At 64.8% G+C, this 25,394-nt stretch carries 23 protein-coding genes and 1 pseudogene; 17 read left to right on the plus strand and 7 right to left on the minus strand.

From position 1 onward, the window contains the following. Positions 1 to 37 precede the first annotated feature (37 nt). The 4 genes and pseudogenes from BDOA9_RS19465 to BDOA9_RS19480 all read left to right on the plus strand — a co-directional run bounded on the left by BDOA9_RS19465 (position 38) and on the right by BDOA9_RS19480 (position 3,247). Entirely contained in the window at positions 38 to 751 is a 714-nt protein-coding gene (locus tag BDOA9_RS19465) for a PIG-L deacetylase family protein (protein ID WP_025035640.1), read from the plus strand. Beyond that, positions 748 to 1,430 (plus strand): annotated as a pseudogene (locus BDOA9_RS19470) (4-carboxy-4-hydroxy-2-oxoadipate aldolase/oxaloacetate decarboxylase). The gene BDOA9_RS19465 and the pseudogene BDOA9_RS19470 overlap by 4 nt, the downstream one beginning before the upstream one ends. A gap of 24 nt (positions 1,431 to 1,454) precedes the next feature. Next, positions 1,455 to 2,324, plus strand: coding sequence for a hypothetical protein (locus BDOA9_RS19475; protein ID WP_025035641.1), 870 nt, complete (start codon positions 1,455 to 1,457; stop codon positions 2,322 to 2,324). Continuing rightward, the gene (locus tag BDOA9_RS19480) at positions 2,324 to 3,247 is read left to right on the plus strand and encodes a DUF1932 domain-containing protein (protein ID WP_025035642.1); all 924 of its coding nucleotides are present in this window, start codon (positions 2,324 to 2,326) and stop codon (positions 3,245 to 3,247) included. The genes BDOA9_RS19475 and BDOA9_RS19480 overlap by 1 nt, the downstream gene beginning before the upstream one ends. Here BDOA9_RS19480 and BDOA9_RS19485 read toward each other — a convergent pair whose 3' ends face one another. Continuing rightward, positions 3,248 to 3,571, minus strand: coding sequence for a hypothetical protein (locus BDOA9_RS19485; RefSeq protein ID WP_152033365.1), 324 nt, complete (start codon positions 3,569 to 3,571; stop codon positions 3,248 to 3,250). A gap of 227 nt (positions 3,572 to 3,798) precedes the next feature. Continuing rightward, positions 3,799 to 5,040 carry an amidohydrolase family protein gene (locus BDOA9_RS19490; protein ID WP_025035644.1) on the minus strand — a complete coding sequence of 414 codons (1,242 nt, stop codon included), beginning with the start codon at positions 5,038 to 5,040 and terminating at the stop codon, positions 3,799 to 3,801. A 145-nt stretch (positions 5,041 to 5,185) separates the two neighbouring features. Here BDOA9_RS19490 and BDOA9_RS19495 point away from each other — a divergent pair, with 145 nt between their 5' ends. Continuing rightward, a complete protein-coding gene (locus tag BDOA9_RS19495) occupies positions 5,186 to 5,602 on the plus strand; it encodes a hypothetical protein (protein WP_025035645.1) in 417 nt (138 codons plus the stop codon). Here BDOA9_RS19495 and BDOA9_RS19500 read toward each other — a convergent pair. After that, positions 5,599 to 6,357 carry a GntR family transcriptional regulator gene (locus tag BDOA9_RS19500; RefSeq protein WP_025035646.1) on the minus strand — a complete coding sequence of 253 codons (759 nt, stop codon included), beginning with the start codon at positions 6,355 to 6,357 and terminating at the stop codon, positions 5,599 to 5,601. The genes BDOA9_RS19495 and BDOA9_RS19500 overlap by 4 nt on opposite strands. A 195-nt stretch (positions 6,358 to 6,552) precedes the next feature. On the opposite strand from BDOA9_RS19500, the gene BDOA9_RS19505 reads away from it, so the two are divergent. From BDOA9_RS19505 to BDOA9_RS19525, 5 genes are all read left to right on the plus strand, one after another. Then, positions 6,553 to 7,410 (plus strand): ABC transporter ATP-binding protein, encoded by an 858-nt coding sequence (locus BDOA9_RS19505; RefSeq protein WP_042336609.1) that lies wholly within the window; start codon positions 6,553 to 6,555, stop codon positions 7,408 to 7,410. Next, the gene (locus BDOA9_RS19510) at positions 7,410 to 8,186 is read left to right on the plus strand and encodes an ABC transporter permease (protein ID WP_025035648.1); all 777 of its coding nucleotides are present in this window, start codon (positions 7,410 to 7,412) and stop codon (positions 8,184 to 8,186) included. The genes BDOA9_RS19505 and BDOA9_RS19510 overlap by 1 nt, the downstream gene beginning before the upstream one ends. 39 nt (positions 8,187 to 8,225) lie before the next feature. Next, entirely contained in the window at positions 8,226 to 9,251 is a 1,026-nt protein-coding gene (locus tag BDOA9_RS19515; RefSeq protein ID WP_025035649.1) for an ABC transporter substrate-binding protein, read from the plus strand. A gap of 16 nt (positions 9,252 to 9,267) precedes the next feature. Then, positions 9,268 to 10,701, plus strand: coding sequence for an amidohydrolase family protein (locus tag BDOA9_RS19520; protein WP_025035650.1), 1,434 nt, complete (start codon positions 9,268 to 9,270; stop codon positions 10,699 to 10,701). 136 nt (positions 10,702 to 10,837) lie between these two features. Next, positions 10,838 to 11,746, plus strand: a complete 909-nt coding sequence (locus tag BDOA9_RS19525) for an amino acid ABC transporter substrate-binding protein (protein ID WP_025035651.1) — start codon at positions 10,838 to 10,840, stop codon at positions 11,744 to 11,746. A gap of 21 nt (positions 11,747 to 11,767) precedes the next feature. On the opposite strand, the gene BDOA9_RS19530 is transcribed toward BDOA9_RS19525, so the two are convergent. Then, positions 11,768 to 13,393, minus strand: coding sequence for a long-chain fatty acid--CoA ligase (locus tag BDOA9_RS19530; RefSeq protein ID WP_025035652.1), 1,626 nt, complete (start codon positions 13,391 to 13,393; stop codon positions 11,768 to 11,770). A gap of 177 nt (positions 13,394 to 13,570) precedes the next feature. Between BDOA9_RS19530 and BDOA9_RS19535 the strand changes: the two genes are divergently transcribed. The 6 genes from BDOA9_RS19535 to BDOA9_RS19560 all read left to right on the plus strand — a co-directional run bounded on the left by BDOA9_RS19535 (position 13,571) and on the right by BDOA9_RS19560 (position 18,480). Beyond that, positions 13,571 to 15,424 (plus strand): flavin-containing monooxygenase, encoded by a 1,854-nt coding sequence (locus tag BDOA9_RS19535; RefSeq protein ID WP_025035653.1) that lies wholly within the window; start codon positions 13,571 to 13,573, stop codon positions 15,422 to 15,424. Between the two features lie 39 nt (positions 15,425 to 15,463). Then, positions 15,464 to 16,282, plus strand: coding sequence for a lytic murein transglycosylase (locus BDOA9_RS19540; RefSeq protein WP_025035654.1), 819 nt, complete (start codon positions 15,464 to 15,466; stop codon positions 16,280 to 16,282). A gap of 113 nt (positions 16,283 to 16,395) precedes the next feature. Beyond that, on the plus strand, positions 16,396 to 16,617 hold the full coding sequence (locus BDOA9_RS19545) for a hypothetical protein (protein WP_007592399.1): 222 nt from the start codon (positions 16,396 to 16,398) through the stop codon (positions 16,615 to 16,617). Positions 16,618 to 16,629: 12 nt separating this feature from the next. After that, a complete protein-coding gene (locus BDOA9_RS19550) occupies positions 16,630 to 17,052 on the plus strand; it encodes a hypothetical protein (RefSeq protein WP_025035655.1) in 423 nt (140 codons plus the stop codon). 387 nt (positions 17,053 to 17,439) lie between these two features. Then, a complete protein-coding gene (locus BDOA9_RS19555; RefSeq protein ID WP_025035656.1) occupies positions 17,440 to 17,886 on the plus strand; it encodes a MaoC family dehydratase in 447 nt (148 codons plus the stop codon). Positions 17,887 to 17,967: 81 nt separating this feature from the next. Further along, positions 17,968 to 18,480 carry a hypothetical protein gene (locus BDOA9_RS19560; protein WP_025035657.1) on the plus strand — a complete coding sequence of 171 codons (513 nt, stop codon included), beginning with the start codon at positions 17,968 to 17,970 and terminating at the stop codon, positions 18,478 to 18,480. 55 nt (positions 18,481 to 18,535) lie between these two features. Here the strand turns inward: BDOA9_RS19560 and BDOA9_RS19565 are convergent, their stop codons facing one another. Both BDOA9_RS19565 and BDOA9_RS19570 read right to left on the minus strand, forming a co-directional pair. After that, positions 18,536 to 21,724 (minus strand): efflux RND transporter permease subunit, encoded by a 3,189-nt coding sequence (locus BDOA9_RS19565; RefSeq protein WP_025035658.1) that lies wholly within the window; start codon positions 21,722 to 21,724, stop codon positions 18,536 to 18,538. 153 nt (positions 21,725 to 21,877) lie between these two features. Continuing rightward, positions 21,878 to 23,122: an efflux RND transporter periplasmic adaptor subunit gene (locus tag BDOA9_RS19570; protein ID WP_025035659.1), complete on the minus strand. Its 1,245-nt coding sequence runs from the start codon at positions 23,120 to 23,122 to the stop codon at positions 21,878 to 21,880. A gap of 199 nt (positions 23,123 to 23,321) precedes the next feature. Between BDOA9_RS19570 and BDOA9_RS19575 the strand changes: the two genes are divergently transcribed. Continuing rightward, positions 23,322 to 23,927, plus strand: coding sequence for a TetR/AcrR family transcriptional regulator (locus BDOA9_RS19575; protein ID WP_025035660.1), 606 nt, complete (start codon positions 23,322 to 23,324; stop codon positions 23,925 to 23,927). Between the two features lie 80 nt (positions 23,928 to 24,007). On the opposite strand, the gene BDOA9_RS19580 is transcribed toward BDOA9_RS19575, so the two are convergent. Further along, positions 24,008 to 25,375 (minus strand): MFS transporter, encoded by a 1,368-nt coding sequence (locus BDOA9_RS19580; RefSeq protein WP_025035661.1) that lies wholly within the window; start codon positions 25,373 to 25,375, stop codon positions 24,008 to 24,010. Positions 25,376 to 25,394: the final 19 nt, after the last annotated feature.

Below are 25,394 nucleotides of genomic sequence, written 5' to 3' on the forward strand. Positions count from 1 at the left end.
CTGTGGACGCATGCATGAGAACGAAAAGGAGTAGCCCATGAAAACAGGCCTCGTCGTCACCGCCCATCCCGGCGATTTCGTCTGGCGCGCCGGCGGCGCCATCGCGCTGCATGCGAAGAAGGGGTATCGCATGAAGATCGTCTGCCTGTCCTTCGGCGAGCGCGGCGAGAGCCAGTTCGCCTGGAAGGAGAAGGGCGCCACACTGGAATCGGTCAAGGCCGGCCGCAAGGACGAGGCGGAGCGGGCAGCCAGGCTGCTTGGCGCCGAGATCGAGTTCTTCGATTGCGGCGACTATCCGCTGAAGCTGACGGAAGCGCATTTCGACCGTATGGTCGACATCTACCGCGAGCTCAATCCGAGCTTCGTGCTGACGCACGCGCTGGAAGACCCCTATAATTTCGACCATCCGAACGCGGCGCACTTCGCGCAGGAGACGCGCGTGGTCGCGCAGGCCATGGGTCACAAGCCCGGCGCGCAATACAAATATTCGGCCCCGCCGGTGTTCCTGTTCGAGCCGCATCAGCCCGAGCAGTGCAATTACAAGCCCGACACCATCCTCAAGATCGACGAGGTCTGGAAGGAGAAGTACGAGGCGTTCCAGATCCTCGCCGCGCAAAAGCATCTCTGGGGCTATTACGAGCGCGTCGCGCTCAATCGGGGCATCCAGGGCAGCCGCAACACCGGCGTGCCCATGACCTATGGCGAGGCCTATCAGCGCCTGTTTCCGACCGTGGCGGAGGAACTGGCGTGAAGTCGGTCGTCGTTCGCAATATCAAGCGTGCCGATCCCGCCGGCATGGCCGAGTACGGCGTCTCGACCGTGCACGAGGCCTACGGCCGCATCGGACTGATGAAGCCGTACTTGCGTCCGGTCTGGCCGGGTGCGTCGATCGCCGGTCCCGCCGTCACCGTGCTGGCGCAGCCCGGGGACAACTGGATGATCCACATCGCCGTCGAGCAGTGCAGGAAGGGCGACATTCTCGTCGTCGGTTGCACCACTGACAATACCGACGGCATGTTCGGCGAATTGCTCGCGACCTCGCTTCAGGCGCGCGGTGTGCAAGGGCTGATCATCGATGCCGGCTGCCGCGACGTCAAGGCGCTGCACGAGATGAAATTTCCGGTGTGGTCGCGCGCGGTCTCGGCCAAGGGCACGGTCAAGGCGACGCTCGGCTCGGTCAACGTCCCCGTGGTCTGCGCCGGCGTCAATGTCGATCCCGGCGATATCGTCGTGGCCGATGACGATGGCGTCGTGGTGGTGCCGAAGCGCTACGCGGCCGAAGTCGCCGAGAAAGCGAAGAAGCGCACCGCGGATGAAGGCGGCAAGCGCAAGCGCCTCGCCTCGGGCGAGCTCGGCCTCGACATGTACAACATGCGCGAGGCCTGGCGAAAGCGGGCCTCATCTATGTCGACACTTCCGAAGACGTCTGAAGGTACAAGAAGCGGAGCGGACGGATGGATCGTCTCAAGCTGAAAGCCGTGCTCGGCAATCACCCCCGTGTGCAGGCGGTGAAGAGCGGCGAGCTCCGCTCCGACCTCTTCGATCTCGATTTCGTCGCGTACACGCCGACCAACACGGCGTTCAAGCCGATGGTGCGCGAGCAGGCCTTCGACGTCTGCGAGATGGCGATCGTCACCTATCTGATGGCGAAAGCGCATGGCAAGCCGCTGGTGCTGCTGCCGGCGACCATGCTCGGCCGCTTCCAGCATTCTTACGCGCTCTATAATCCCGTGCATGGGACGCTCGGGCCGTCCGATCTCGAAGGCAAGCGCGTCGGCATCCGCTCCTTCACGACAACGACGGGCGCCTGGATCAGGGGCATCCTCGCCAACGATTACGGCGTCGATCTCGACAGGATCCGCTGGGTTACCTTCGAGGATCCGCATGTCGCCGAATATGTCGACACCACGGAGCGCGCGCCGAAGGACAAGAAGATCCTCCAGATGCTACGCGACGGCGAGCTCGATGCCGTCCTCGGCGAGACCTCCGATGATCCCAGGCTGAAGCCGCTGTTTGCCGATCCGGCCGCAGAAGCTGCCAGATGGTATGAGCGGCGCGGCGTGGTCCCGGTCAACCATCTCGTGGTCGTGACCGAGCAACTGGCGAAATCGCGCCCCGACGTGGTCGCGGGCGTTTATGATCTGCTCAAGCGGAGCAAGGCGCAGGCGGGGCCAGCGGCAACGCCCGACCTCGTTCCGTTCGGGATCGAGGCCAACAGGAAGCCGCTCGAGCTGATCGTCGACTACGCATTCCAGCAGGCGCTGATCCCGCGCCGCTACGCGGTCGAAGAGCTGTTCGACGAGACGACACGAGGACTGAACTGATGGCAGGTGATCCCAGGCGCTGGCAGATCGGGCTGGTCGGGTATGGCGAGGTCGGCAGGATTTTGGCCGAGGATTTGCGCCAGCAGGACATCAAGGTCTCAGCCTACGATATCAAGCTCGGAGGCGAGCAGGGCGCCCCGCTGAAGGAGCATGCGGCGAAATTCGGTGTCGCTCTTGTAACCTCTCACGCAGAGCTGACCACGAAATCCGATTTCATCATCTCGGCGGTCACGGCGAGCCAGGCCGTTCCCGTCGCAAGGGCCTGTGCCGCGGTGATCAACCAGGGCACCTGGTTCCTCGATTTCAACTCGGCCTCGCCCGGCGCCAAGCAGCGCGCGGCGGCGCTGATCGATGGCGCCGCCGGGCGCTATGTCGAGGGCGCGGTGATGACCTCGGTGCCGCCGTATCGCATCAGGGTCCCCCTGCTGCTGGGCGGCCCCGGCGCGAGAGAGCTCGAGCCGCTGCTGAACGCGATCGGTTTCGCGGCCAAGGTGGCCAGTGACAAGCTCGGCGTGTCCTCGGCCGTCAAAATGTGCCGCAGCATCATGATCAAGGGCCTCGAGGCCATGGTGATCGAGAGCTTTACGACCGCGCGCGCCTATGGCGTCGAGGATGCGGTGCTGGCTTCGCTTGCGGAAACGTTCCCCGGCATCGATTGGGAGGAGCAGGGCGCCTATTGCTTCCAGCGCGTGATCGAGCACGGCCGCCGCCGGGCCGAGGAGGTGCGCGAGGTTGCTGAGACCGTGCGCGAGGCGGGGCTGACGCCGTGGTCGGCGCAAGGCACGGCCGAGCGGCAGGCCTGGATGGCCGATCTCGCCGATGAGGGGCTGTTCGGGGTGAGGGCCAGCAGTCAGTTCGCACGCAGCGCGGACTGGCGCACCGAGGCGGACCGGATCCTCGCCAGGATCCATCGGACGAAATAGTCAGCCCAGGACTGGATCGTGAGCCTGAAAGCTCACGACCTGGTCGCGCGCGCGTTCGATCAGGTCGATCAGATTGCGGGATTTGCGGACGAGCTGCTCGGTGGCCGGCTGGGTGCGGAACTCGGCCAGCACGGCGCGAACACACTTGCTGGCGGCATCGAGCGTCCAGAGCGTACGGTTCACGTCGGCCTGCGTCTGGATCCCCGAGATATCGAGACCGGAGAGGACGTGGCCGATGCCGTCCAGCCGCTTCGCCGCCGCATCGGTCGGCGTTCGGGCCTGGATGGAAACGTCGATGCTGCTGAATGCGCTGAACAGACTCATACTTCCCCACCGAACGCAGATGATCAGTGCACGTCGTAATTATGGCAGGCGAGGCTGGTCGCGCAATGCGTTGAGCTACGGTCCGGGATTCTACCGAACTCGGGCGGGCTCGATCCGGCGGTAAAATCGAACTGCAGGGAAACGCTCCTACGGCGTCGCGATGACCGATTCGGAATGTCCCGGGCAAGGCGCGGCACGAAGTGCCGGGATATCGAACGAAATTGCTCTCAGCTCTTCGGACGGAACAACGTCGGCCGCGGCCGCGCGAATGTCTGCCGGCCGCGCTTGAAGCCCATCAGGACGTCGGGCAGCTCGGCGATGGCGAACCGGCTGTCCTTGGTATCGAGCACGATCAGGTCGGCGGGATTGCCAACCTTAATGCCGTAATCATCAAGGTTCATCAGCCGGGCCGGCAGCTCGGTCACGAGGTCCAGGCAAACATCGAAGTCGCTGACCGAGGCGTGCGCGACATTGGCATAGAAGTTCGCCATCCGCAGCAGCGAGGCATCGCCAAACGGCGTGAAGGGGTTGAGCACGTTGTTGGTCGCGACCGAGCAGAGCACGCCGTCACCGGCAAGCTTGTGGGCGAGGGTCAGTCCGCGCGGCGCGTTGTGGGTGGCCTCGCGCCCCATCAGATAGAGATCGGTCGCCGGCAGCACCGTCACGGCCACGCCGGATCTCGCCAGTTGCGCGGTGGCGGCCTTCATCCGGTCCGGCGGCAACGCCGACAGTTTTGTCGCGTGGCCGATCGCGACGCGTTCGCCGTACTTGCGCTGCTCGGTCTGGCGGCAGACTTCGTCCAGATGCCACCAGGAGGGATCGAGATCGAAGTCGAGATGGAGGTCGAGGTCGACGTCGAATTCCTGGGCGAGATCGAAGATGCGCGCGAGGTGCGCGTTCGGGTCGGTGTCCATGTAGGGGCAGCCGCCGATGGCTTCACCACCCTGGCGGAGCGCCTGGATCAGCAGCTCCTCGGCTCCGGGATCGTTGGTCAGGCCTTCCTGCGGGAAGACGCAGAGCTCGAGATCGATCGCCCAGGCGTAATCGCGCTTCAGCGCCTTCACCGCCTCGAAGCCGCGGAGGCCGATGCGGGGATCGATCTCGACATGCGTGCGCATGCGCGTCGTGCCGTTGACGATGGCGCGTTCGAGCACTCTGGCGCCGCGTGCATAGACGTCCTCGATCGTGAAATCCTTCTTCATCGCGGCGACGGCGCGGATCGCGTCCGAGACGTTGCCGTGATCGTGGCCGCAACGGCCGAGCAGGCAGGCCTTGTCGAGATGGATGTGGGTGTCGACGAAGCCGGGCAGGGCAAGGAGGCCGCCGAGATCGACCTCGACGGCCTCGCAGGCGAGCTTGGGCGCGATCGCGGCGATACGGCCGTCCTTCACGCCGAGATCGACGGGTGCGGCGGAAGAGCGCAACAGTGCGTTGCGGAAGATCAGGTCGAAGGCGGCTTGGGTGGTCATGGCGTTGGATTCAGCTGTGGCAGCCTAGCGGAAGCCATCGGGCCGGGCAGCTCCAGATTGTGTGCAGAGCTCGGCCAGATTGTCCAAAAAATGTGCATACACTTTCGAGTTCGGATTGTAGAATGGTGGCATCCGGAGAACCGCGATGTCTAATCCCGCAAAAGCCGAAAACCCGATGACAGACGCCGAGATTGTCGAAGCCTATCTCACCGCTTCGATGATACCTGATCCCGACGCCGCTGCGGCCTATATGAAGCCGGGCACGGTGATCACGTTCACCGGCGGGCGCACGTTCGACCATCCGCGCGGGCCGACCGGCTTCAATGCGAAACGCTATCGCTGGGTCAAGAAGAAGATGGACCGGTTCGACGTCTGCCCGGGCGCGGACGAGACCGTCGTCTACAGCGTCGGAACGCTCTATGGCGAGTGGATGGACGGCACGCCGTTCGAGGGCAACCGCTATGTCGATCGCTTCGTCGTGAGGGGCGGGCAGATCGTGAAGATGGACGTCTGGAACGACAGCGCCGAGCGCATTCTCGTTCAGCGCGGGATCGAGGCTTAGCCCCTTCGCGCGATCTTCGGCAGCTTGACGACGCGATTGCTCGTCACCTCGTCCGCATAGGGTGCGAGGATGTCGAGCAGGTCGCGGCCGCGCTGCGGAGTCGGGGCGACCAGCGCGCGATTGGCGACGGAATCCAGGTGATGGTGCATCAATTCCATCACCTTGGCCGCATCGCCCTTTGCCAGCGCCGCGATGATGGCGCGATGCTCGTTGATGGCGCATTCGGTGGAATGCGGCCGGCTGTAGAGCGACAGCGTCAGGCAGCAGCGATAGGCGACCTCGCTGACATAGCGCACCAGGATCGGGCTGTTCGTCATGTGGGCGAGCAGGATGTGGAATTCGGTCGCGAGCCGGATCGACACCGCATCCGTGCCGCCGCGGGCGCGATCCTCGGCGTCGACATGGGCGTTCAGCTCGGCGATCTGCGCCTTGGTCAGCTTGCCCGCGAGCTGGCGCACGACGAGGCGTTCGAGCTCGATGCGGATGTCGAAGGCATCGCGCGCCTCCTGCCAGCTCGGCGTCGCCACCACCGCGATCCGGTTGCGGCGGAGCTCGACCAGGCCTTCGGCGGCGAGTTGGCCCAGGGCATGGCGGGCAATGGTGCGGCTGACGCCGAAGCGCTCGCCGAGTGCATCCTCCGGCAGCTTGGCGCCGGGCTCCAGCGCCTGCTCGATGATGGCGCGCCGCAGCGCGCGGCAGATCACGCTGACCTTGTCCGACGATTCAGAAGTCTTGCTGCTGGCGCGCGCCGCCATCCGGCGAATCCCATAGGAGGTGACACCTTTCATTAGCATAGGTTCGCGTCGATTCAGCGCTCCAATTGCATGCAGTTCGGCTTCCAGCCTGCCTAAATCGAATCCGGCGGTCTGCGCGGGGTTTCGGCTAGGCCATTGATTTCGCGAGCGCCGACCGCTGGCATCCAGCTTGCATGCACTTTGCCTGTGATGCGCATGCAACCCAACGCCCAGTTCTACGGCCGGCCCGTTCCCGAAGGCTCTGCGACGACCGCCATCGAGCTGTCCGAGGCCTCGGTGACCTTCGGGCGCGGCGACCGCGCCGTGCCTGCCTTGTCGAGGACCACGCTCAAGATCGGCGACGGCGAGTTTGTCGCATTGGTCGGCCCATCCGGATGCGGCAAATCGACCATACTGCGTCTGGTCAGCGGCTTGGTGCAGCCGACCAGCGGCGTCGTCATCGTCGGCGGCCGCGAGGTCGCGGCGCGGGCGCTGCGGGTCGGCATGGCATTCCAGAATCCGACCATGCTGCCGTGGATGACGATCGAGCGAAACATCATGCTGCCGCTGAAGATCGTCGAGCCGTTCCGCTCGAATTTCCGCAAGCTGCGCAAGACCGAATTCCGCGACAGGGCCAATGCGCTGCTGGAGCAGGTCGGCCTCAAGGGCTTCGGCAATCGCTATCCCTGGCAGCTGTCCGGCGGCATGCTCCAGCGTGCCAATCTCTGCCGCGCGCTGATCCACGAGCCGCGCATGCTGCTGCTCGACGAGCCCTTCGGCGCGCTCGACCAGTTCACCCGCGAGGAGCTGTGGGCGATCCTCCAGAACCTCTGGATGACGCACAAGCCGACCGTGCTGCTGGTGACGCACGATTTGCGCGAGGCCGGTTTCCTTGCCAGCCGCATCTGCGTGATGAGCGCGCGTCCCGGCCGCATCCTCGACGACAGTCGCGTCGAATTCGCGCGGCCGCGCACCGTGGCGATGACCTTCGAGCCGGATTTCGTCGCGCTGAACCAGAAGCTGCGCGCCTTCATCGAGGATGCGCGCAGCGCCGCTGAAGAGGGGGCAGGCTGATGTTCGGGGTCGATATCAGGCAGAAGGCGTGGTCGGCGGGGCTGATCGTGCTGTTCTTCGTCGCCTGGGAGCTGTTCTGCCTCATGACCGGGATGTCCGACCTGGTGCTGCCGCGGCCCTCGCAGGTGTTCGTGACGCTGGTTCAGCGCTTCCCGGTGCTGTGGCCGCACATCGTGCAGACGCTCGCCACCACCATGCTCGGCTTCGTGCTTGGCGTCGTGCTCGGCGTCGCCCTCGGCGCGATCATCGGCGTCTCGAAGACGGCCTACGACACCTGCTATCCGCTGCTGATCGGCTTCTCCTCGATCCCCAAGGTCGCGGTGGTGCCGATCTTCGTGCTGTGGTTCGGCTCCGGCACGGTGCCCGCGGTGCTGACCGCGCTGTCGATCTGCTTCTTTCCGATCGTCGTCAATATCGCGACGGGCCTTGCCACCACCGAGCCCGAACTCGAGGACGTCTTGAAGGCGCTCGGCGCCAGCAAGCTCGACATCCTCTGGAACGTCGGCTTGCCGCGCACCATGCCGTTCTTCTTTGCATCGCTCAAGGTTGCGGTCTCCTACGCCTTCGTCGGCGCGGTGCTGTCGGAGACCGTCGCCTCCAACCGCGGCATCGGCAACGTCATGATGACCGCGTCCTCCAATTTCAACGTGCCGCTGGTGTTCGCAGGCCTGTTCGTGCTCGCCGGGCTCGGCGTCGCACTCTACGTCGTGTTCTCGCTGATCGAAGGGCAGGTCACCGGCTGGGCCACCCGCAAGAACGACGTGATCGCCACCTGATTTCTTGAACCGTCACGCAACGAAGCTGAGGAGGTCTCGATGTTGAGGAAAGTCACCGCCGCGCTGCTGGGATTGGCGCTGTCCGCAGGCGCCGCCACAGCGCAGGAAACCACGATCAAGTTCACGCTGGGCTGGAAAACCCAGGGCAGCGACGCCGCCTTCTTCTATGCCAAGGACAACGGTTTCTTCAAGGCCGAAGGCCTCAACGTCGTCATCGATCAGGGCGAGGGCTCCGGCGCCACCGTCACGCGCGTGATGTCCGGTGCCTATGACGCCGGCTTCGGCGACGTCAACGCCATCATCCAGAACGCCTCGACCAAGCCGCAGGAGGCGCCCGTCATGGTCTACATGATGTGGAACCAGCCGCCTTTCGCGATCGTCGCCAAGAAGAGCAGCGGCATCAACACCATCAAGGACTTCGAAGGCCACACGCTGGGAGGTGCGCAGGGCACGCCCACGACGCGCCTGTTGCCGGTATTCACCCGCAAGAACGGGCTCGACGGCGAGAAGATCAAGATCTCCAACATGGCGCCGAACCTGCAGGAGCCGATGCTGATCAAGGGCGACATCGATGCGGCCCTGGTCTTCAACATCACCAGCTATTTCAACCTCGTGCTCAACCGCCAGGATCCGGACAAGGACTTCAAATGGTTCTCGTTCGGCGAGTACGGTCTCGATCTCTATTCCAACGGCGTGATGGTCTCGCGCAAGCTGATCGCCTCGAATCCGAAGGCCGTGGCGGGCCTGGTGCGCGCCATCAACAAGGGCGCGATCGCGGTCGCCAAGGACCAGAATGCCGGCATGAAGGCGGCGCTGAACTACGACAACCTCATCAACGCCGAGGTGGAGAAGCGCCGGCTGCAATATTCCTTCGAGAAGCTGATCGTTTCGCCGGAGATGAAGGAGATCGGCATCGGCGACATCAAGGACGACCGCATGACCCGCGCCATCGGCATCGTGGTCGAGGGTTATCAACTCGCCCGTGCGCCGACGCCGGCGGAGGTGTTCTCGCGCGAATTCCTGCCGCCGCGCGCGGAGCGGGAGCTGGTGTATACTGCCAACTGATTTCGGGGAGAGGATCATGGCCACGGAGATTTCGGCAATCAGCCTGTTCCGTGGCCCTGATCGTGGTGTCAGCGATAACGTCGTGCTGCGGCACGACGGCGGAATCATCACCGATATCTCGGAAGCAGCGGGGCCGGGGCCTCGCTCCTTCGTCATTCCGGCCTTCGTCAACGCCCATGATCATGCCCGCGCCACCGCATCGTCCTTCGGTGCGGTCGGCATGCCCCTGGAAAGCTGGATTCTGCGCACCGCACTGGGTTCGCCGGTCGATCCCTATCTGACCGCGGCTTCTGCGTTGGCCCGTTCCGCCAAGGCTGGTTGCGCGGCGATGATGGTCCATTACACCCGCCCGAGCGGGACGATGCCCCTGGTCGACGAGGCCAGGGCCGTTGCGAAAGCCGCGTCCGACGTCGGCATCCGCATCGCGTTTGCATTGGCCGTGCGCGACCAGAATCCCATCGTCTACGGTGATGCCGAGCCCATGCTTTCAGGGCTCCCCGGAGGCGATCGCAAGACCATCGAGGATCTCTTCGTTCGCGCGCCGATGTCGCCGAAGGCCTATATTGAGCTGACCGATGCGCTTGCCGGAGCCATCGCCGGGCCGATGATCGACGTGCAGCTCGGGCCCGCCGGCGTGCAATGGTGCTCGAAGCCGCTGCTGGAGGCCGTGGCGGAGAACTCCGCGCGGACCGGCCGCCGCATCCACATGCATCTCTTGGAAACAGTGTACCAGCGCGCTTGGGCCGACCAGCAGTTTCCGGACATGGTGCGCTGGCTGCGCGATGTCGGCTTTCTCTCCGAGCGGCTGACGCTGGCGCATTGCATTCACGCCCGTCCCGAAGAGCTCGAGATGATCGCGGCCTCCGGCGCGCGCATCGTCACCAATTTCAGCTCGAACATGCATCTACGCTCGGGCCTCGCCCCGATCGCCGCCGCGCACAGATGCGGCTGCGCCATCACTGTGGGCGTCGACGGCCTGGCGCTGGACGAGGACGACGACATCTTGCGCGAGATGCGGCTGGTGCAGATGGTCCATGGCGGCCTCGGCTTCAAGGCGACATGGGTGCCGGCCGAAATGTTTTCGCTCGCCATCCGCAACGGACGCCATGCGACCGGCGCGCCCGGGAATGGTGAGCTCGCGGCGGGCAATCCGGCCGACTACGTCGTGATCGATCTCGATCGGCTGGATCGCGACCGGATCATGCCGGTCGATCCCATGGCGCTGCTGTTCGCGCGTGGCAACGCCTCGCTGGTGAAGGAGGTCGTCGTTGCCGGCAAGACGATCGTGCGGGACGGGATCTGCGCCGGCGTCGACCTGCCGGCCATCGAGCAGGAGTTGCGAGCGATGTACCGCGCCAATGTCGGCAAGCTCGACGGCTTCCGGCGGATGTGGCCGTCCCTGTCGGATCGGCTGAGCGGCTGGTTCGAGCAGCAGCTGACCTGCGAGTGACGTTCCGATGGGCGCCGCGACGGAATGTATATCAAACAGCGATAGCAGGTAGACGCAGCCTCGTCTGGCGCAGGGCCGACCTGTAGGCTATCAGCTCCTCGATAGTTCGACACCAATCCCCTTCGAGGAGCCCCTGATGCGCCTGCTGACCATTCTCCTGACCCTGACATGTCTTGCGGGCGCAGCTTCAGCCGAAGAGCTCACGGGCACCCTTCAGAAGGTGAAGGAGACCAAGAAGATCACGCTGGGCTATCAGGAGGCCTCCGTCCCGTTCAGCTATCTCGACGGCAACCAGAAGCCGGTCGGCTTTGCCATGGACATCTGCCTTGGGATCGTCGAAGCGGTGAAGAAGCAGCTCGGCATATCAGACATTTCGGTCGAGACGGTCGCGGTGACGTCCTCGAACCGGATTCCCTTGATGGTCAACGGCACGCTCGACCTGCATTGCTCGGCGACCACCAATAATGCCGACCGCCAGAAGCAGGTCGCCTTCACCAACACGCATTTCCTCAGCGCGACGCGCTTCGCGGCCAGGAAGGCGGCGAACATCAGGACCATCGACGATCTCAAGGGCAAGGCTGTCACGGCGGTGGCCGGATCGGTCAACCTGACGCAGCTCGCCAAGGTCAATACCGAGCGCAATCTCGGCATCAACATCATGCCGGCAAAGGACCAGGCCGAGGCCTTCCTGCTGCTGGAGACCGATCGCGCCCAGGCCTATGCGCTCGACGACGTCCAGCTCGCGGTGGCGATCGCGCGGTCGAAGGAGCCGCAGGCCTACATGATCAGCGAGGAAGCGTTCTCCAAGCCCGAGCCCTACGGCATCATGCTGCGGCGAGAGGATGCGCCGTTCAAGGCGCTCGCCGATCGCGCCACCGCGGAGCTTTATGCCAGCCCCGAGATCGAGGTGCTCTACAAGAAATGGCTGCAATCGCCGACGCCGCCGAACGGCCTCAACTACAACGTCCCGATGTCATCAGCCTTGCGCAACGCCTTCAAGAAACCGAGCTCGAGCGCAGATCCTGACGTCTACGCGGTGAACTGAGACGAGGCGTGCCGACGGCCGTCAGCCGACCCTGTACTCCCTGAAGCGCTCGCGCAGCGCCGATTTCAACACCTTGCCGGTGCCGGTCATCGGGAATTCGTCGAGGAATTCGACGGCGTCCGGCAGCCACCAGCTCGCGATCTTCGGACGCATGTGCTCGAGCAGCGTCTTGCCGTCGACGGTCGCGCCCTTCTTGCGGACGACGAGGAGCAGGGGACGCTCCTGCCATTTCTCGTGGCTGATCGCGACCACGGCAGCCTGCAGCACGTCGGGGTGGGACAGGGCGATGTCCTCGAGCTGGATCGAGGAGATCCACTCGCCGCCGGACTTGATCACGTCCTTGGAGCGATCGGTCAGCGTGACGTGGCCTTGTGGATCGATCACGGCCATGTCGCCGGTGATCAGCCAACCGTCGCGGTCGAGGCCTTCGTCCAGCTTCATGTAGCCGGAGGCGACCCAGGGGCCGCGGGCGCGCAGATGGCCGACCGTCTTGCCGTCGCGAGGCAGTTCATTGCCGGCGTCGTCGACGATGCGCAGATGCGTGCCGAAGCAGGCGCGGCCGGAGACCTGGCGGCGGTCGAATTTCTCCTTCTCGCTGAGATGCTCCGAGCCCGGCCGCAGGCCCGGCATCGAGCAGCCCAGCGCCTCGGTCATGCCCCAGGCCTGGATGTAATCGACATTGTACTCGCGCTTGAGCTTCTCGACCATCGCGCGCGGCGGGGCCGAGCCCGACGACAGCGTCGCGCGCAAGGTCGAGAATCTGTTGCCGGTCCGCGCCAGCCAATCGAGCAGGATCAGCCAGAAGCTCGGCACGCCCGCCGACAGCGTCACCTTCTCGCCTTCCAGCAATTCATAGAGCTTGTCCGGCTCGTAGTTGCGGCCGGGCAGCACGAGCTTCGATCCCGTATAGGGCGCGGTGAACGGCATGTTCCAGCCATTGCCGTGGAAGAGAGGCGCCATCGGCATCATCGCCTCGCGCACGCCTTCGACATGTCCCGGCAGGAAGTCGAAATTGCAGCAGGTCATGGTCTGCAGGATCGCGGCCCGGTGCGAATAGATCACGCCCTTGGGATTGCCCGTCGTGCCCGACGTGTAGCAGATCGTGGAGGCGGACTTCTCGTCGAACGCCGGCCAGGCGAAGCCGGCATCGTTCTCGCGTTCCAGAAGGTCCTCGTAACAATGCACGTTCGCGAGCTTCGTCTCCGGCATCCGCTCGCGCGAGGACATCACGACATAGGCCTCGACCGTCTTCAGCTGCGGCGCGATCGCCTCGACGATCGGCAGCGTGGCGCGGTCGATGAAGAGCAGGCGGTCCTCGGCGTGGTTGATGATGTAGACGAGCTGCTCGGGAAACAGCCTGGGATTGACGGTGTGCAGCACGTAGCCCATGCCCGGCGCTGCATAGAACATCTCGAAATGCCGGTGCGTATTCCAGGCCAGCGTTCCGACGCGGTCGCCCTGCTTCATGCCGAGCCGCTTCAGCGCCAGCGCCATGCGCTTGATGCGCGGATGGGCGTCGGCGTAGGTGTAGCGATGAATGTCGCCCTCGATCTCGCGTGCGACGATCTCCGCTTCGCCGTGATAATCGGCTGCGTACTGGATCAGGCCGCTGATCAGCAGCGGCATGTCCATCATCAATCCCTGCATGGTCTCCCTCCGGAATGCCACGTCGTTGCATGGCCTAGGCTTGTGATTTGCGCCTGAGGTTAGCGGAACGTCACGCAGCGTTCACGCAAAAAACCATCAGCGTGATTGCATGCCGCGCTTTTTCGGCGCTAATTTGCAGTGAGCTGCCGGTGAAGCAGCATGCGCGGGAGGACTCGAATGTCAGCGGAAAGACACAAGACCGATGCAACCGACGCATCTACGGTCGATATTTCCGCCCTCCGTGCCCGTTATCGCGACGAGCGCGACCGCCGTCTGCGCGCCGAGGGCAAGGCGCAGTATGTCGAAGTCACGGGCGAGTTCGGCCGTTATCTCGACGATCCCTGGGCCGATCCCGGATTCGCGCGCGCGGCGATCAGCGAAGCGACCGAAGTGCTCATCGTCGGCGGTGGCTTCGGCGGTCTCTTGTGTGGCGCGCGATTGCGCGAGGCCGGCATCGCGGATTTTCGCATCGTGGAAAAGGCCGCCGACTTCGGCGGCACCTGGTACTGGAATCGCTATCCCGGCGCCGCCTGCGATACCGAGAGCTATATCTATCTGCCGCTGCTGGAAGAGACCGGCTACATGCCGGTGCGCAAATATGCCCGGGCGCCGGAGATCTACGAGCACTCGCGCCGCATCGGCCGGCATTTCGGGCTGTACGAGCGCGCGTTGTTTCAGACCGTGATCTCGCGAATGACCTGGCAGGAGCAGGAGGCGCGCTGGCTGGTCGAGACCAATAGGGGCGACCAGATCCGCGCACGCTTCGTCATCCTCGCCGGTGGACCGCTGAGCCGTCCGAAGCTGCCGGGCATTCCCGGCATCGAGACGTTCAGAGGTCACAGCTTTCATACCAGTCGCTGGGATTACGGCTACACCGGCGGCAATGCGGACGGTGGTCTCACCGGTCTTGCCGGCAAGCGCGTTGGCATCATCGGCACCGGCGCCACCGCCGTGCAATGCGTGCCGCATCTCGGCCGCTCGGCCAAGGAGCTCTACGTGTTCCAGCGCACGCCGTCCGCGATCGGCGTTCGCGACGATCGTCCGACGGACCCGGCCTGGGCACAGAGCCTCGCGCCGGGCTGGCAGCGCGAGCGCATGGACAATTTCACGGCCGTGATTTCGGGCGAGCCGTTCGAGCAGGATCTTGTGCAGGACGGCTGGACCGGGCTGCTCGGCGAGATCCTGCTGGCGCCGCGCCGGCAACCCCAGCCGGTGACCTCGATGGAGGAGGCGCTGAAGGTCATCGAGCAGGCCGACTACCGCAAGATGGAGGAGATCCGCGCGCGCGTCGACGCGGTGGTCAAGGACGAGGCGACCGCGGCGGCGCTGAAGCCCTGGTACAAGGCGTTCTGCAAGCGGCCGTGCTTCCACGACGAATATCTCGACACCTTCAACCGTCCCAACGTGCATCTGGTCGACACCGGGGGGAAGGGCGTCGAACGCATCACCGAGAATGCCGTCGTCGCCGATGGCAAGGCCTACGAGCTCGACTGCCTGATCTATGCCAGCGGCTTCGAGGTCGGCACCGATTACGCCCGCCGCATGGGCTTCGAGGTGTACGGCCGCGACGGCATGAGCCTGTCCGAGCGCTGGCAGGACGGCGTCAAGACGCTGCACGGCTTCTACAGCCGCGGCTTTCCGAACTGCTTCCTGATCGTCATGGTGCAGGCCGGCCAGAGCGCCAATTTTCCGCACATCATCGACGAGCAGTCGCGGCACATCGCCTATGTCATCAAGGAGGCCCGCGCGCGCAAGGCACGCACTTTGGAGCCGACGCATGCCGCGGAGAACGCCTGGGTCGAGGAGGTCGTCAAGGCCGCGCTCGGCCGTCAGACCTATCTCGCCGAATGCACGCCGGGCTACTACAACAACGAAGGCGTGTTCGATCCGATCGCGGCAAGAAACAGCCAATATTGGCGCGGGCCGGTGGCATTCCTGCGGCTGCTCGACAAATGGCGCAAGGAGGGCAATTTGGAAGGCCTCGAATTGTCCTATGATCAGGCCATGGAGTCGGCGCGTTCGACCGGGTAAGATTGCGCCGCCAACGGTACAGGACAGGAGAGGTCGGGCATGATCAGGGGCAGAGCTGTTGCGGGAGCGGTTCTTGGCGCAATGACGCTGCTCGGTTGCCTGGCATCCTCCGCCGAGGCCGCCACTTGCGGCAGTTCGCCGGCCGGCTTCGAGGCCTGGAAGCGCGAATTCAGCGCGGAGGCGCAAGGAAAGGGCATCGGCCCCACCGCGCTGTCGGCGTTGATGCAGACGAACTACGCCAGCGCCACGATCGCGGCCGACCGGGGCCAGCGCAGCTTCTCGCTGACGCTCGACCAGTTCCTGGCCAAGCGCGGCGCCACCACCATCGTCGCCAAGGGGCGGCAGCTCAAGCAGTCGCAGGCCGCCTTGTTCGCCTCGATCCAGCAGCGCTACGGCGTCCCGCCGGGGCCGCTGATCGCGATCTGGGGCATGGAGACCGGCTTCGGCAGCCAGCGCGGCAATCAGAACATGCTGTCGTCGATCGCGACCCTCGCTTATGACTGCCGCCGTCCCGAATTCTTCACCGACCAGCTCTATGCGGCGTTGAAGCTGATCGACCGCGGTGTACTCTCGGGTTCGACCCGCGGGTCGATGCATGGCGAGGTCGGTCAGACCCAGTTCATGCCCAAGAGCATCCTGGCCTACGGCACCGGCAATCTGGAGGTCGCCGCCAACGCGCTGAATTCGACAGCGAATTTTCTCAAGGCCCATGGCTGGAAAGCAGGAGCCGGCTACCAGCCGGGCGAGCCGAATTTCGCCGCCATCGAGGCCTGGAATGCGGCCGGCGTCTATCAGAAGGCGATCGCGCTGATGGGTCGGCAGATCGACGAGGGCGGGGGTGCTGCGGCCTTGCGCTGAGCTCTAGCTCAGCGACGTGTGATGCGACGGCGTGAGAAAGTTGTTGCGTTCTGGAACCGACGGCACGAGGTTTGCTTTGATCAAGTTCAGGGCTGGGCATGAGGAGACTCAACATGGCTACCCAGATCGTGATGGACCAGACTGGCGATACGCGCCACGAGTTTGATCCTGGCAATGCCGAAGCGCTGGCGCGAGCCGAACGGCGCTTTCGTGAGCTGACCGGAGCGGGCTTCACCGCCGCGCTTCGAACCGGACCCGGTGAAGTGACCCGGATCCGATCGTTCGATCCGACCGCGCAGGAAACGCTGTTCTATCCCCGCCTGGTCGGCGGCTGATCTGAGCTGCTCATGATCGCGGCAGTTTGGCTCCGCGCACCGGCGCGTGCGCGCCTGCATGCGCTGCGTGAACTCTATCGCCGCTTCTTCGGCGAGAATACGCCGGATGCCCGCGGCCGCCGGCTTCTGGCCGAATGGCTGTCGCCGGCGCAGCGCGCGCAATTCGAGCAATACCGGTATTTCGACGTCGTCGGTTGCGACACCGGCAGGACCTATCGCATCCATTACGGCACTGCCGCCAACGTCCACGAGGTCGACAGTGAGGGGCGCGCGACGATGGGGTGGTGCTTCGTCCCGTCAGGCTTCCTGGTGCCCGGCGACGTGATGCTGGCGCAGAAGATCGCACTCGAGACGGACGAGAGGGGAGCGCTTGCGCTCGCCAACCGGTTTCCGCCGGCGACACATTCCGAGCACTTCTACCGGCGACCGTTCTAGCGTTGGGAACGGCAACGGTCAGGAATGCGTGGTGCGGTAGGCGTCGAGCGCATGCGCTGCGAAGACGCCGATGCTGCAGAGTGCGAGCAGGGCCGAGATCAGCTCGATCATTGCTCGTCCTCCCGTACCGGCTGGGCAACGAGGTTCTGGCAGCACGAATATTCGTAGATCAGGTCGAGGATGAACTGCATGTTGGCCGTCCCTGTATTTATTTTGACAACCACTTAACCGGCGATCTGTTTCAGGCGTGTTTCGTCGCATCGGGAAAGGGGTTTCGTGAGGAACCCGGCGCTGGTTTGTGCGCTGCGGGCCCGCTATATCCCTCATGGCTCAGGCGATTTTGAGCGGTCTCTGCGGGAGCGGCACATCTTATTGCGAGGCAAAATCATGGCGCAGGTCGAGTGGTTCGACGATCTCACCATCGGAATGCGGTTCACATCCCCCGAAGTCGTCGTCACCGAAGCCGACATCAAGCGCTTCGCCGCCGAATTCGATCCGCAGCCGATGCATCTCGACCATGAGGCGGCGAAGCAGACCCTGTTCAAGGGGCTTGCCGCCTCGGGATGGCACACCGCCGCGATCGCCATGAACCTTGCGATCCAGACCCGTCCGTTCGGCCCGCATCCGCTGATCGGCGCCGGCGTGGATGGCCTGCGCTGGACCATGCCGGTGCGGCCCAACGACCGGGTGCATCTGGTCGGCGAGGTCATGAGCCTGACGCCGTCGAAATCGAAGCCGCAGGGGATCGCGCTGGTGAAATGGACCATGTTCAACCAGAGCGGCGAGGAGGTTTACACCTTCACTCCGATCGCGATCGTGCCGCGGCGGGGATAGGACGCCCGCAGCCCGTTCGGCCACTTGCGAGCCGCCGGGGGAGGTGGTCATCTCGGCGCCGGGAACGCGCTGGAGGCCGACATGAAACGATCTGTTCTCGCCGCCGGAATTCTCGCTTGCGCCTTGAGCGCAACCGTCTCGATCTCGAGGCCCGCGCTTGCGCAGCAATCCAAGGTCGGCGACTGGACCATCGAGAAGCGCGCGCAGGACACCCATTGCAATGCCAGCCGCGGCTACAAGGACAAGGATGACGAGAACCGCGACTACGTCATCGTGATCACCTATTCCGAACAGGCGATCGTGATCGTGATGATCTACGACGGTTGGGAATGGGACAAGGTCGGCGAGATTCTCCGGGCCGACGTCGGCACCGACGATGCCGACATCATGAAGAAGGCCAAGTGGGAGGTCATGGACAAGACCACGGTGCGCGGCATCTTCGCCTACGACCAGTCGATCATGGACCGCCTCGCAAAGGCCAAGCGCCTCACGCTCGACTTCGAGGACGACGAGGATGACAGCATCGAGATGCAGATCCCGCGGGCCGGCGAGGCGCTGGCGGCGCTGAAATTCTGCGAGGAGAACCGGAAATAAGCGTTGCGATCCGGTCCTGTCGGTCCCGCCGGGGCGTGCCGCGGCGGGACGCTGTTCACTCGGCAGGCCCGTGGACCGGCGCCGCGCTGATGTCGCTGCCGTGATGGACCAGCGGCTTCATGCCGGTGACGGTCCTGAGCAGCACGTAGAACACCGGCGTCAGGAACAGGCCGAACACGGTGACGCCGATCATGCCCGAGAACACGGCAACGCCCATCGCGCGCCGCATCTCCGAGCCCGCACCGGTCGAGAGCACCAGCGGCAGCACGCCCATGATGAACGCCATCGACGTCATCAGGATCGGGCGCAGCCGCAAGCGACTGGCCTCGATCGCGGCCCGGACCGGCGTGCGTCCGGCGAATTCGAGCTCGCGCGCGAATTCGACGATCAGGATCGCGTTCTTGGCGGAGAGGCCGACCAGCACGATCAATCCGATCTGGGTGAAGACGTTGTTGTCGCCCTTGGAGATCCAGACGCCGAACATCGCGGCGAGCAAGCCCATCGGCACGATCATGATGATCGACAGCGGCAGGGTCAGGCTCTCATAGAGCGCGGCCAGCACCAGGAACACCAGGAGGATCGCCAGCGGGAACACCCAGATGCCGGAATTGCCGGCGATGAACTCCTGATAGGTCAGGTCGGTCCACTCGAAGGCAAAGCCCGGCGGCAACACCTCCGCCGCGATCCGCGTCGCCGCCTCCTGTGCCTGGCCCGACGAGAAGCCGGGCGCGGCCGCCGCGTTGATGTCGGACGACAGGAAGCCGTTGTAGCGGATCGCGCGCTCCGGCCCCGCGCTTTGACGGATCGTGAGCAGCGCCGACAACGGCACCATGTCGCCGGACGACGAGCGCACCTTCAACTGCCTGATGTCGTCGGCGCGGGCGCGGAACGGCGCATCGGCCTGCACGCGGACGGAATAGGTGCGGCCGAACTTGTTGAAGTCGTTGACGTAGTAGGAGCCAAGGTAGATCTGCAGCGTGTTGAACACCTCCGTTACGGGCACGCCCAGTTGCAGCGCCTTGGTGCGGTCGATGTCGGCGAACAGCTGGGGCACGTTGACCTGGAAGCTGGAGAACACGCCGGCGATCTCCGGCGCCTTCTGCATCGCCGCCATGAAGGCGTTGGTTGCCTGGTTCAGGGCGTCATAGCCGAGACCGGCGCGGTCCTCGATCTGCAGCTTGAAGCCGCCGATGGTGCCGAGGCCGTTGACCGGCGGCGGCGGGAACATGGCGATGAAGGCTTCCTGGATCCCGGCATATTTCTTGTTCAGCTCGGCCGCGATCGCGGCGCCGCTGAGCGAGGGATCCTTGCGCTCGTCGAACGGCTTGAGCGTCGAGAACACGATGCCGGCGTTGGAGGAGTTGGTAAAGCCGGAGATCGACAGGCCCGGGAAGGCCACCGAGCTCTCGACACCGGGCTGGGTCAGCGCGATGTCGCTCATCTTGCGGATGACCTCCTCGCTGCGGTCGAGGGTGGCGCCATCGGGCAGGCGGGCGAAGCCGACCAGGTACTGCTTGTCCTGGCCCGGCACGAATCCACCGGGCACCTGCTGGAACAGAAACGCCGTCAGCCCGACCAGCACCGCATAGAGGCCCATCACCGCGGCCTTGCCCGAGATCACCCTGCCGACGCTGCCGCTGTAATTCTCCGAGGAACGCGTGAAGGCCTTGTTGAAGCCACGGAAGAACCAGCCGAGGCTCTTCTCCATGATCAGCGTCAGCCGGTCCTTCGGCTCGTTGTGGCCCTTGAGCAGCAGCGCCGACAATGCCGGCGACAGCGTCAACGAGTTGATGGCGGAGATTACGGTCGAGATCGCGATCGTCAGCGCGAACTGCTTGTAGAACTGCCCGGTGAGGCCGGAGATGAAGGCGAGCGGCACGAACACCGCGATCAGCACCAGCGCGATCGCGATGATCGGGCCCGAGACCTCGCGCATCGCCTGATAGGTGGCATCGCGCGGCGACAGTCCGGACTCGATGTTGCGCTCGACGTTCTCGACCACGACGATGGCGTCGTCGACGACGATGCCGATGGCGAGCACGAGGCCGAACAGGCTGAGCGCGTTGATGGAGAACCCGAACACGTGCATCACCGCGAACGTGCCGACGATCGACACCGGCACGGCCAGCAGAGGAATGATCGAGGCGCGCCAGGTCTGCAGGAACAGGATCACCACCAGCACCACGAGCGCGATCGCCTCCAGCAGCGTATGGATGACGGCCTCGATCGAGGAGCGCACGAACTGGGTGGGATCGTAGACGATCTGGTAGGACACGCCCTCCGGCATGTTCTTCTTGATCTCCGCCATGGTGGCGCGGACATTGTCGGAGATCTGCAGCGCGTTGGAGCCCGGCGCCTGGAAGATCGGGATTGCCACCGCCTGCTTGTTGTCCAGCAGCGAGCGCAGGCCGTATTCGGACGCGCCAAGCTCGATGCGCGCGACGTCGCGCAGACGCACGACCTCGCCACGCGTGCCGGTCTTGACCACGATGTCGGCGAACTGCTCCTCGTTGGCGAGCCGTCCCTCCGCATTGACCGAGAGCTGTAGATCGATGCCCTTGACGTTCGGCGAGGAGCCGACCACGCCGGCGGCGGCCTCGACGTTCTGCGCCTGGATCGCCCGCACGATATCGCTGGCGGTGAGGCCGTGCTCGGCGGCCTTCTGCGGATCGACCCAGACCCGCATCGAATAGTCGCCGGCGCCGTAGAGCTGGACGTCGCCGACGCCGTCGATCCGCGCGAGACGATCCTTGACGTTGAGCACCGCGTAGTTGCGCAAATACGTCATGTCGTAGCGGCCGTTCGGCGACAGCAGATGCACCACCATTGTGAGGTCGGGCGACGACTTCTTGGTGATGATGCCGAGCTGGCGCACCACATTGGGCAGGCGCGGCTCGGCCTGCTGCACCCGGTTCTGCACCAGCTGCGTCGCCTTGTCGGGGTCGGTGCCGAGCCGGAATGTCACCGTCAGCGTCATCGCGCCGTCGGTGGTCGCCTGGCTCGACATGTAGAGCATGTTCTCGACGCCGTTGATCTGCTCCTCGATCGGCGTCGCCACCGTCTCCGCGATCACCTTGGGATTGGCGCCGGGATAGGTCGCGCGCACAACGACGGACGGCGGCACGACGTCGGGATATTCCGAGATCGGCATCGCGAACAGCGAAATCAGGCCGGCGAGGAAAATCAGGACCGACAGCACGCCGGCGAAAATCGGACGGTCGATGAAGAACTTCGAGAGATTCATGGCCTTGCCCCTGGGCAATATCCTGCGGTTCTCCGAGACCTCCATTCGTCATTCCGGAGCGCGCGAAGCGCGAACCCGGAATCCAGAGGTGAATCGGAGTTTCGAAACTGCGGGATCCCGGGCTCGCGCTACGCGCGCCCCGGGACGACGTAACTAGCGTTGCACCACGTCCTGGTTGCTGTGGTTCGACGCCTGGTGTGGCCCACGCGCGCCCATCGCCGCCACCTCCGTCTTGAGGAGGGCGCCGGGACGCACGCGTTGCAAACCGTTGACCACGATGCGGTCGCCGGACTTGAGGCCCGAGGTGACGATGCGAAGCCCATCGACGGCGCCGCCGAGGGTGATCGGCCGGTAGGCGGCGCGGCTGTCGTCGCCGACTGCCATCACGAACTTCTTGTCCTGGTCGGTGCCGATCGCGCGCTCGTCGATCATCACCAGGGCCTGTTGCTTCGGCTGGCCCATGCGCACGCGCGCGAACTGGCCGGGGATCAGGCGCCCATCGTCGTTGCGGAACACCGCGCGGACGCGAATGGTGCCGCTCTGGCCGTTGACCTGGTTGTCGATGAGCTGGATGTTGCCCTTCGCGGACAGGCCGCCCGAGGTCGTCATCTCGACCGGGATCTGGTCGAGCTTGCCGCGTTGGCCGGAAGCATCCGCGATCGAGTTCAGCGCGCGCAGCACCACTTCTTCGTCCGCATCGAACGAGGCATAGATCGGATTGACCGAGACCAGGGAGGTCAGGACCGGCGAGGCGGTGCCGGCGGCGACGAGATTGCCGACCGTGACCTCGATCTTGCCGACGCGGCCATCCACGGGGGCGCGGACCTCGGTGTAGTCGAGATTGAGTTTTGCGGTCTGCAGCGTCGCCTCGGCCGCCTTGACGTTGGCAATGGCCTCGCGATGGGCATTGTCGCGCTGGTCGTAGTCGCGGCGGGTTACGACGGCGTTGCCGACGAGCTGCGCGCCGCGCTCGAGCTCGCTCTGGGTGAAGACAACGCGCGCTTTCGCGGCCTCGAGCTGGGCCGCGGCCTTGTCGACCTCGGCCGCGTAGGGAGCGGGATCAATCTTGAACAGCACGTCGCCGGCCTTCACCAGCGTGCCTTCGGTAAAGTTGGTGGAGAGGATCGCGCCGGCCACGCGCGGGCGAAGCTCGACGCGTTGAATGGCCTCGAGCCGGCCGGAGAAATCGTCCCACAAGACGGTTTGCCGCGGCTCGATCATCGCGACGGTGACGGAAACGGCTTGTTCAGCCGCAGCCGCCGGTGCGGTCGCCTGCGCCGCATGAAAATAACGGCCGGTCACGATCGAGCCGGCCGCAGCGAGGGCGCCCACGATGGCGACGCCGCCCAGAAGGCGGCGAAAACGGCCGGTGCGGGAGGTATTTTGGGAGGGGGGCATTTGCGCGCTCCAGATATGTAGTGTTCACTACAGATGTGGAGCTGGATACCGCAGTGCAAGATACTTATGTACCATTCACTAAGAAAATTGTACGCCGATACCGCGACGATTGGAAGACACAAGAAAAAGAAAGCCAGAACAAATAGATACGATCCGGCGTTAGGCTGAGGCAGAACGCCGGATCCGAGGAGACAGGCACATGGGCATGGGACGCCCCCGCGAATTCGACGCCGAAACGGCGTTGGACCAGGCGATGGAAGTGTTTTGGCGCCATGGCTATGAGGGCGCGACCATTGCCCAGCTCACCGAGGCCATGGGCATCAATCCGCCCAGCCTCTACGCCTGCTTCGGCAACAAGGAAGGCCTGCTGAAGGCCGCGCTCGACCGCTACACCAAGCTGCGCAACATCTGGATGGACGAGGTGGTCGCAGCTCCCACCGCCCGAGCCGTTGCCGAGCGCATGCTGATGGGCATCGCCGACAAGCAGACCGATCCCGCCAATCCGCCCGGCTGCCTGCTCGTGCAGGGTGGCATCGCATGCGGCACCGGCTCGGAAAACGTTCCCTTCGAACTCGCCGCGCGCCGCGCCCAGAACGAGGACCAGCTCCGCGACCGTTTCGTCCGCGCCAAGGCCGAAGGCGATCTCAAGGAGAGCGCCGATCCGGCCGCGCTCGCGCGTTATGTCTCGGCGGTGTCGGTCGGCATGGGCGTGATGGCGTCCTCAGGCGCGAACCGCGAAGCGCTGCGGCAGGTCGCTGATGTCGCCGTGCAGGCGGTCGAGGCGCAGTCGACTGACAAGACGTAACTATCTCGCGGCCCGCAGATCTGCCCATCGGTCGGAGTGGAAGCTTGCCTGCGCCTTGTCCTGCGCCTCCGTGCGGCCTCTCATGACGCTTCCTTCAGGACCGGCGCGGCAGTCTCTTCGGCCTTGAGCTCCTCGAGCCTGCGATGCCGGGGCTCGATGCCGAGGGCCGAGACCGTGATGATCTGCACCACCAGCAGCCCGATCATCAGCGCCATCACGCCGGCCACGCCGCGCGACTCGAACAGCGAGACAACGAGGAACGGCGTGACGATCGTGGCGCCGCGCCCCAGCGTGTTGACGAGGCCGGAGGCGCGCAGGCGGACCTCGGTCGGAAACAGTTCGGGGATGTAGATGCCGAACAGGAGCGCGACCAGCACATAGATCGGCACGGTCAGCGCGAAGCCGACCGCAGGCAGCAGGATCGGATCGGAGATCATGGGATAGAGCATGCCCAGCGCCACCGAGATCAGCGACGCGCCGATGATCGTTGGCTTGCGGCCCCAGCGGTCGGCGGTCAATGCGCCGATAGCCGCGCCGATCGGCGCGCCGAGCGCCATCAGCAGCGAATAGCCGAACGAGGTCGCGACCGACAGGCCCTGCTTGACGAAGAACACGGGCAGCCAGGTCACGAAGCCATAGAGCAGGGTGTTGATCGTGATCAGGCAGATGGCGCCGACGATCATCCGCGACAGCAAGGGCGCAGTGAACAACGTGCCGAGATCGGGAGCGACCGGAGCGGGTGTCGTGGGCGCTGGAGCAGGCAAGGGCTGTCCTTGCGCCGCTTCCTTCTCGATCGCCTGCATCAACGCTTCCGCCTCGGCCGTGCGTCCCACGGCTTCGAGCCAGCGCGGCGATTCCGGCAGCGACTTGCGCATGTACCAGACGACGAGCGCGCCGATGCCGCCGAGCACGAACATCGAGCGCCAGCCGAACTGCGGAACGAGCACGGATGCGATCAAAAGTGCCGCTGGCAGGCCCGTCACGACGCATACGGCCGTGAGGCCGAGCCATTTGCCGCGGGTGCGGGCGGGCACGAACTCCGTCATCGTCGAATAGCCGACGACGTTCTCGGCGCCGAGCCCGACGCCCATCACGAAGCGGCAGGCGATCAGGAAGGCCATGTTCGGCGCGAATGCCGCGGCAAGGGAAGCGATGCCGAAAAGAAGCAGATTGAACTGGTACGTGAACCGGCGTCCGTAGCGATCGCCGAGGAAGCCGGTGCCGAACGATCCGAGCATCATGCCGACGAACGTCGCGGAGATGAAGGCCGCGTTCTGGGCGAGCGTCGAAAAGCCTGATTTCAGCGTGACGCTGAGAACCGTCCCGGCAATGTAGATGTCGAAACCGTCGAAGAACATTCCGATGCCGATCAGCAGCATGATGCGGCGGTGGAATGGCCCGATCGGTAGCCGATCGAGACGGCTGCCTGCGTTCACCGAGGTCGACATTGACGCTCTCCCTTGACTG

Source organism: Bradyrhizobium sp. DOA9, assembly GCF_000617845.2.
Lineage (GTDB): Bacteria > Pseudomonadota > Alphaproteobacteria > Rhizobiales > Xanthobacteraceae > Bradyrhizobium.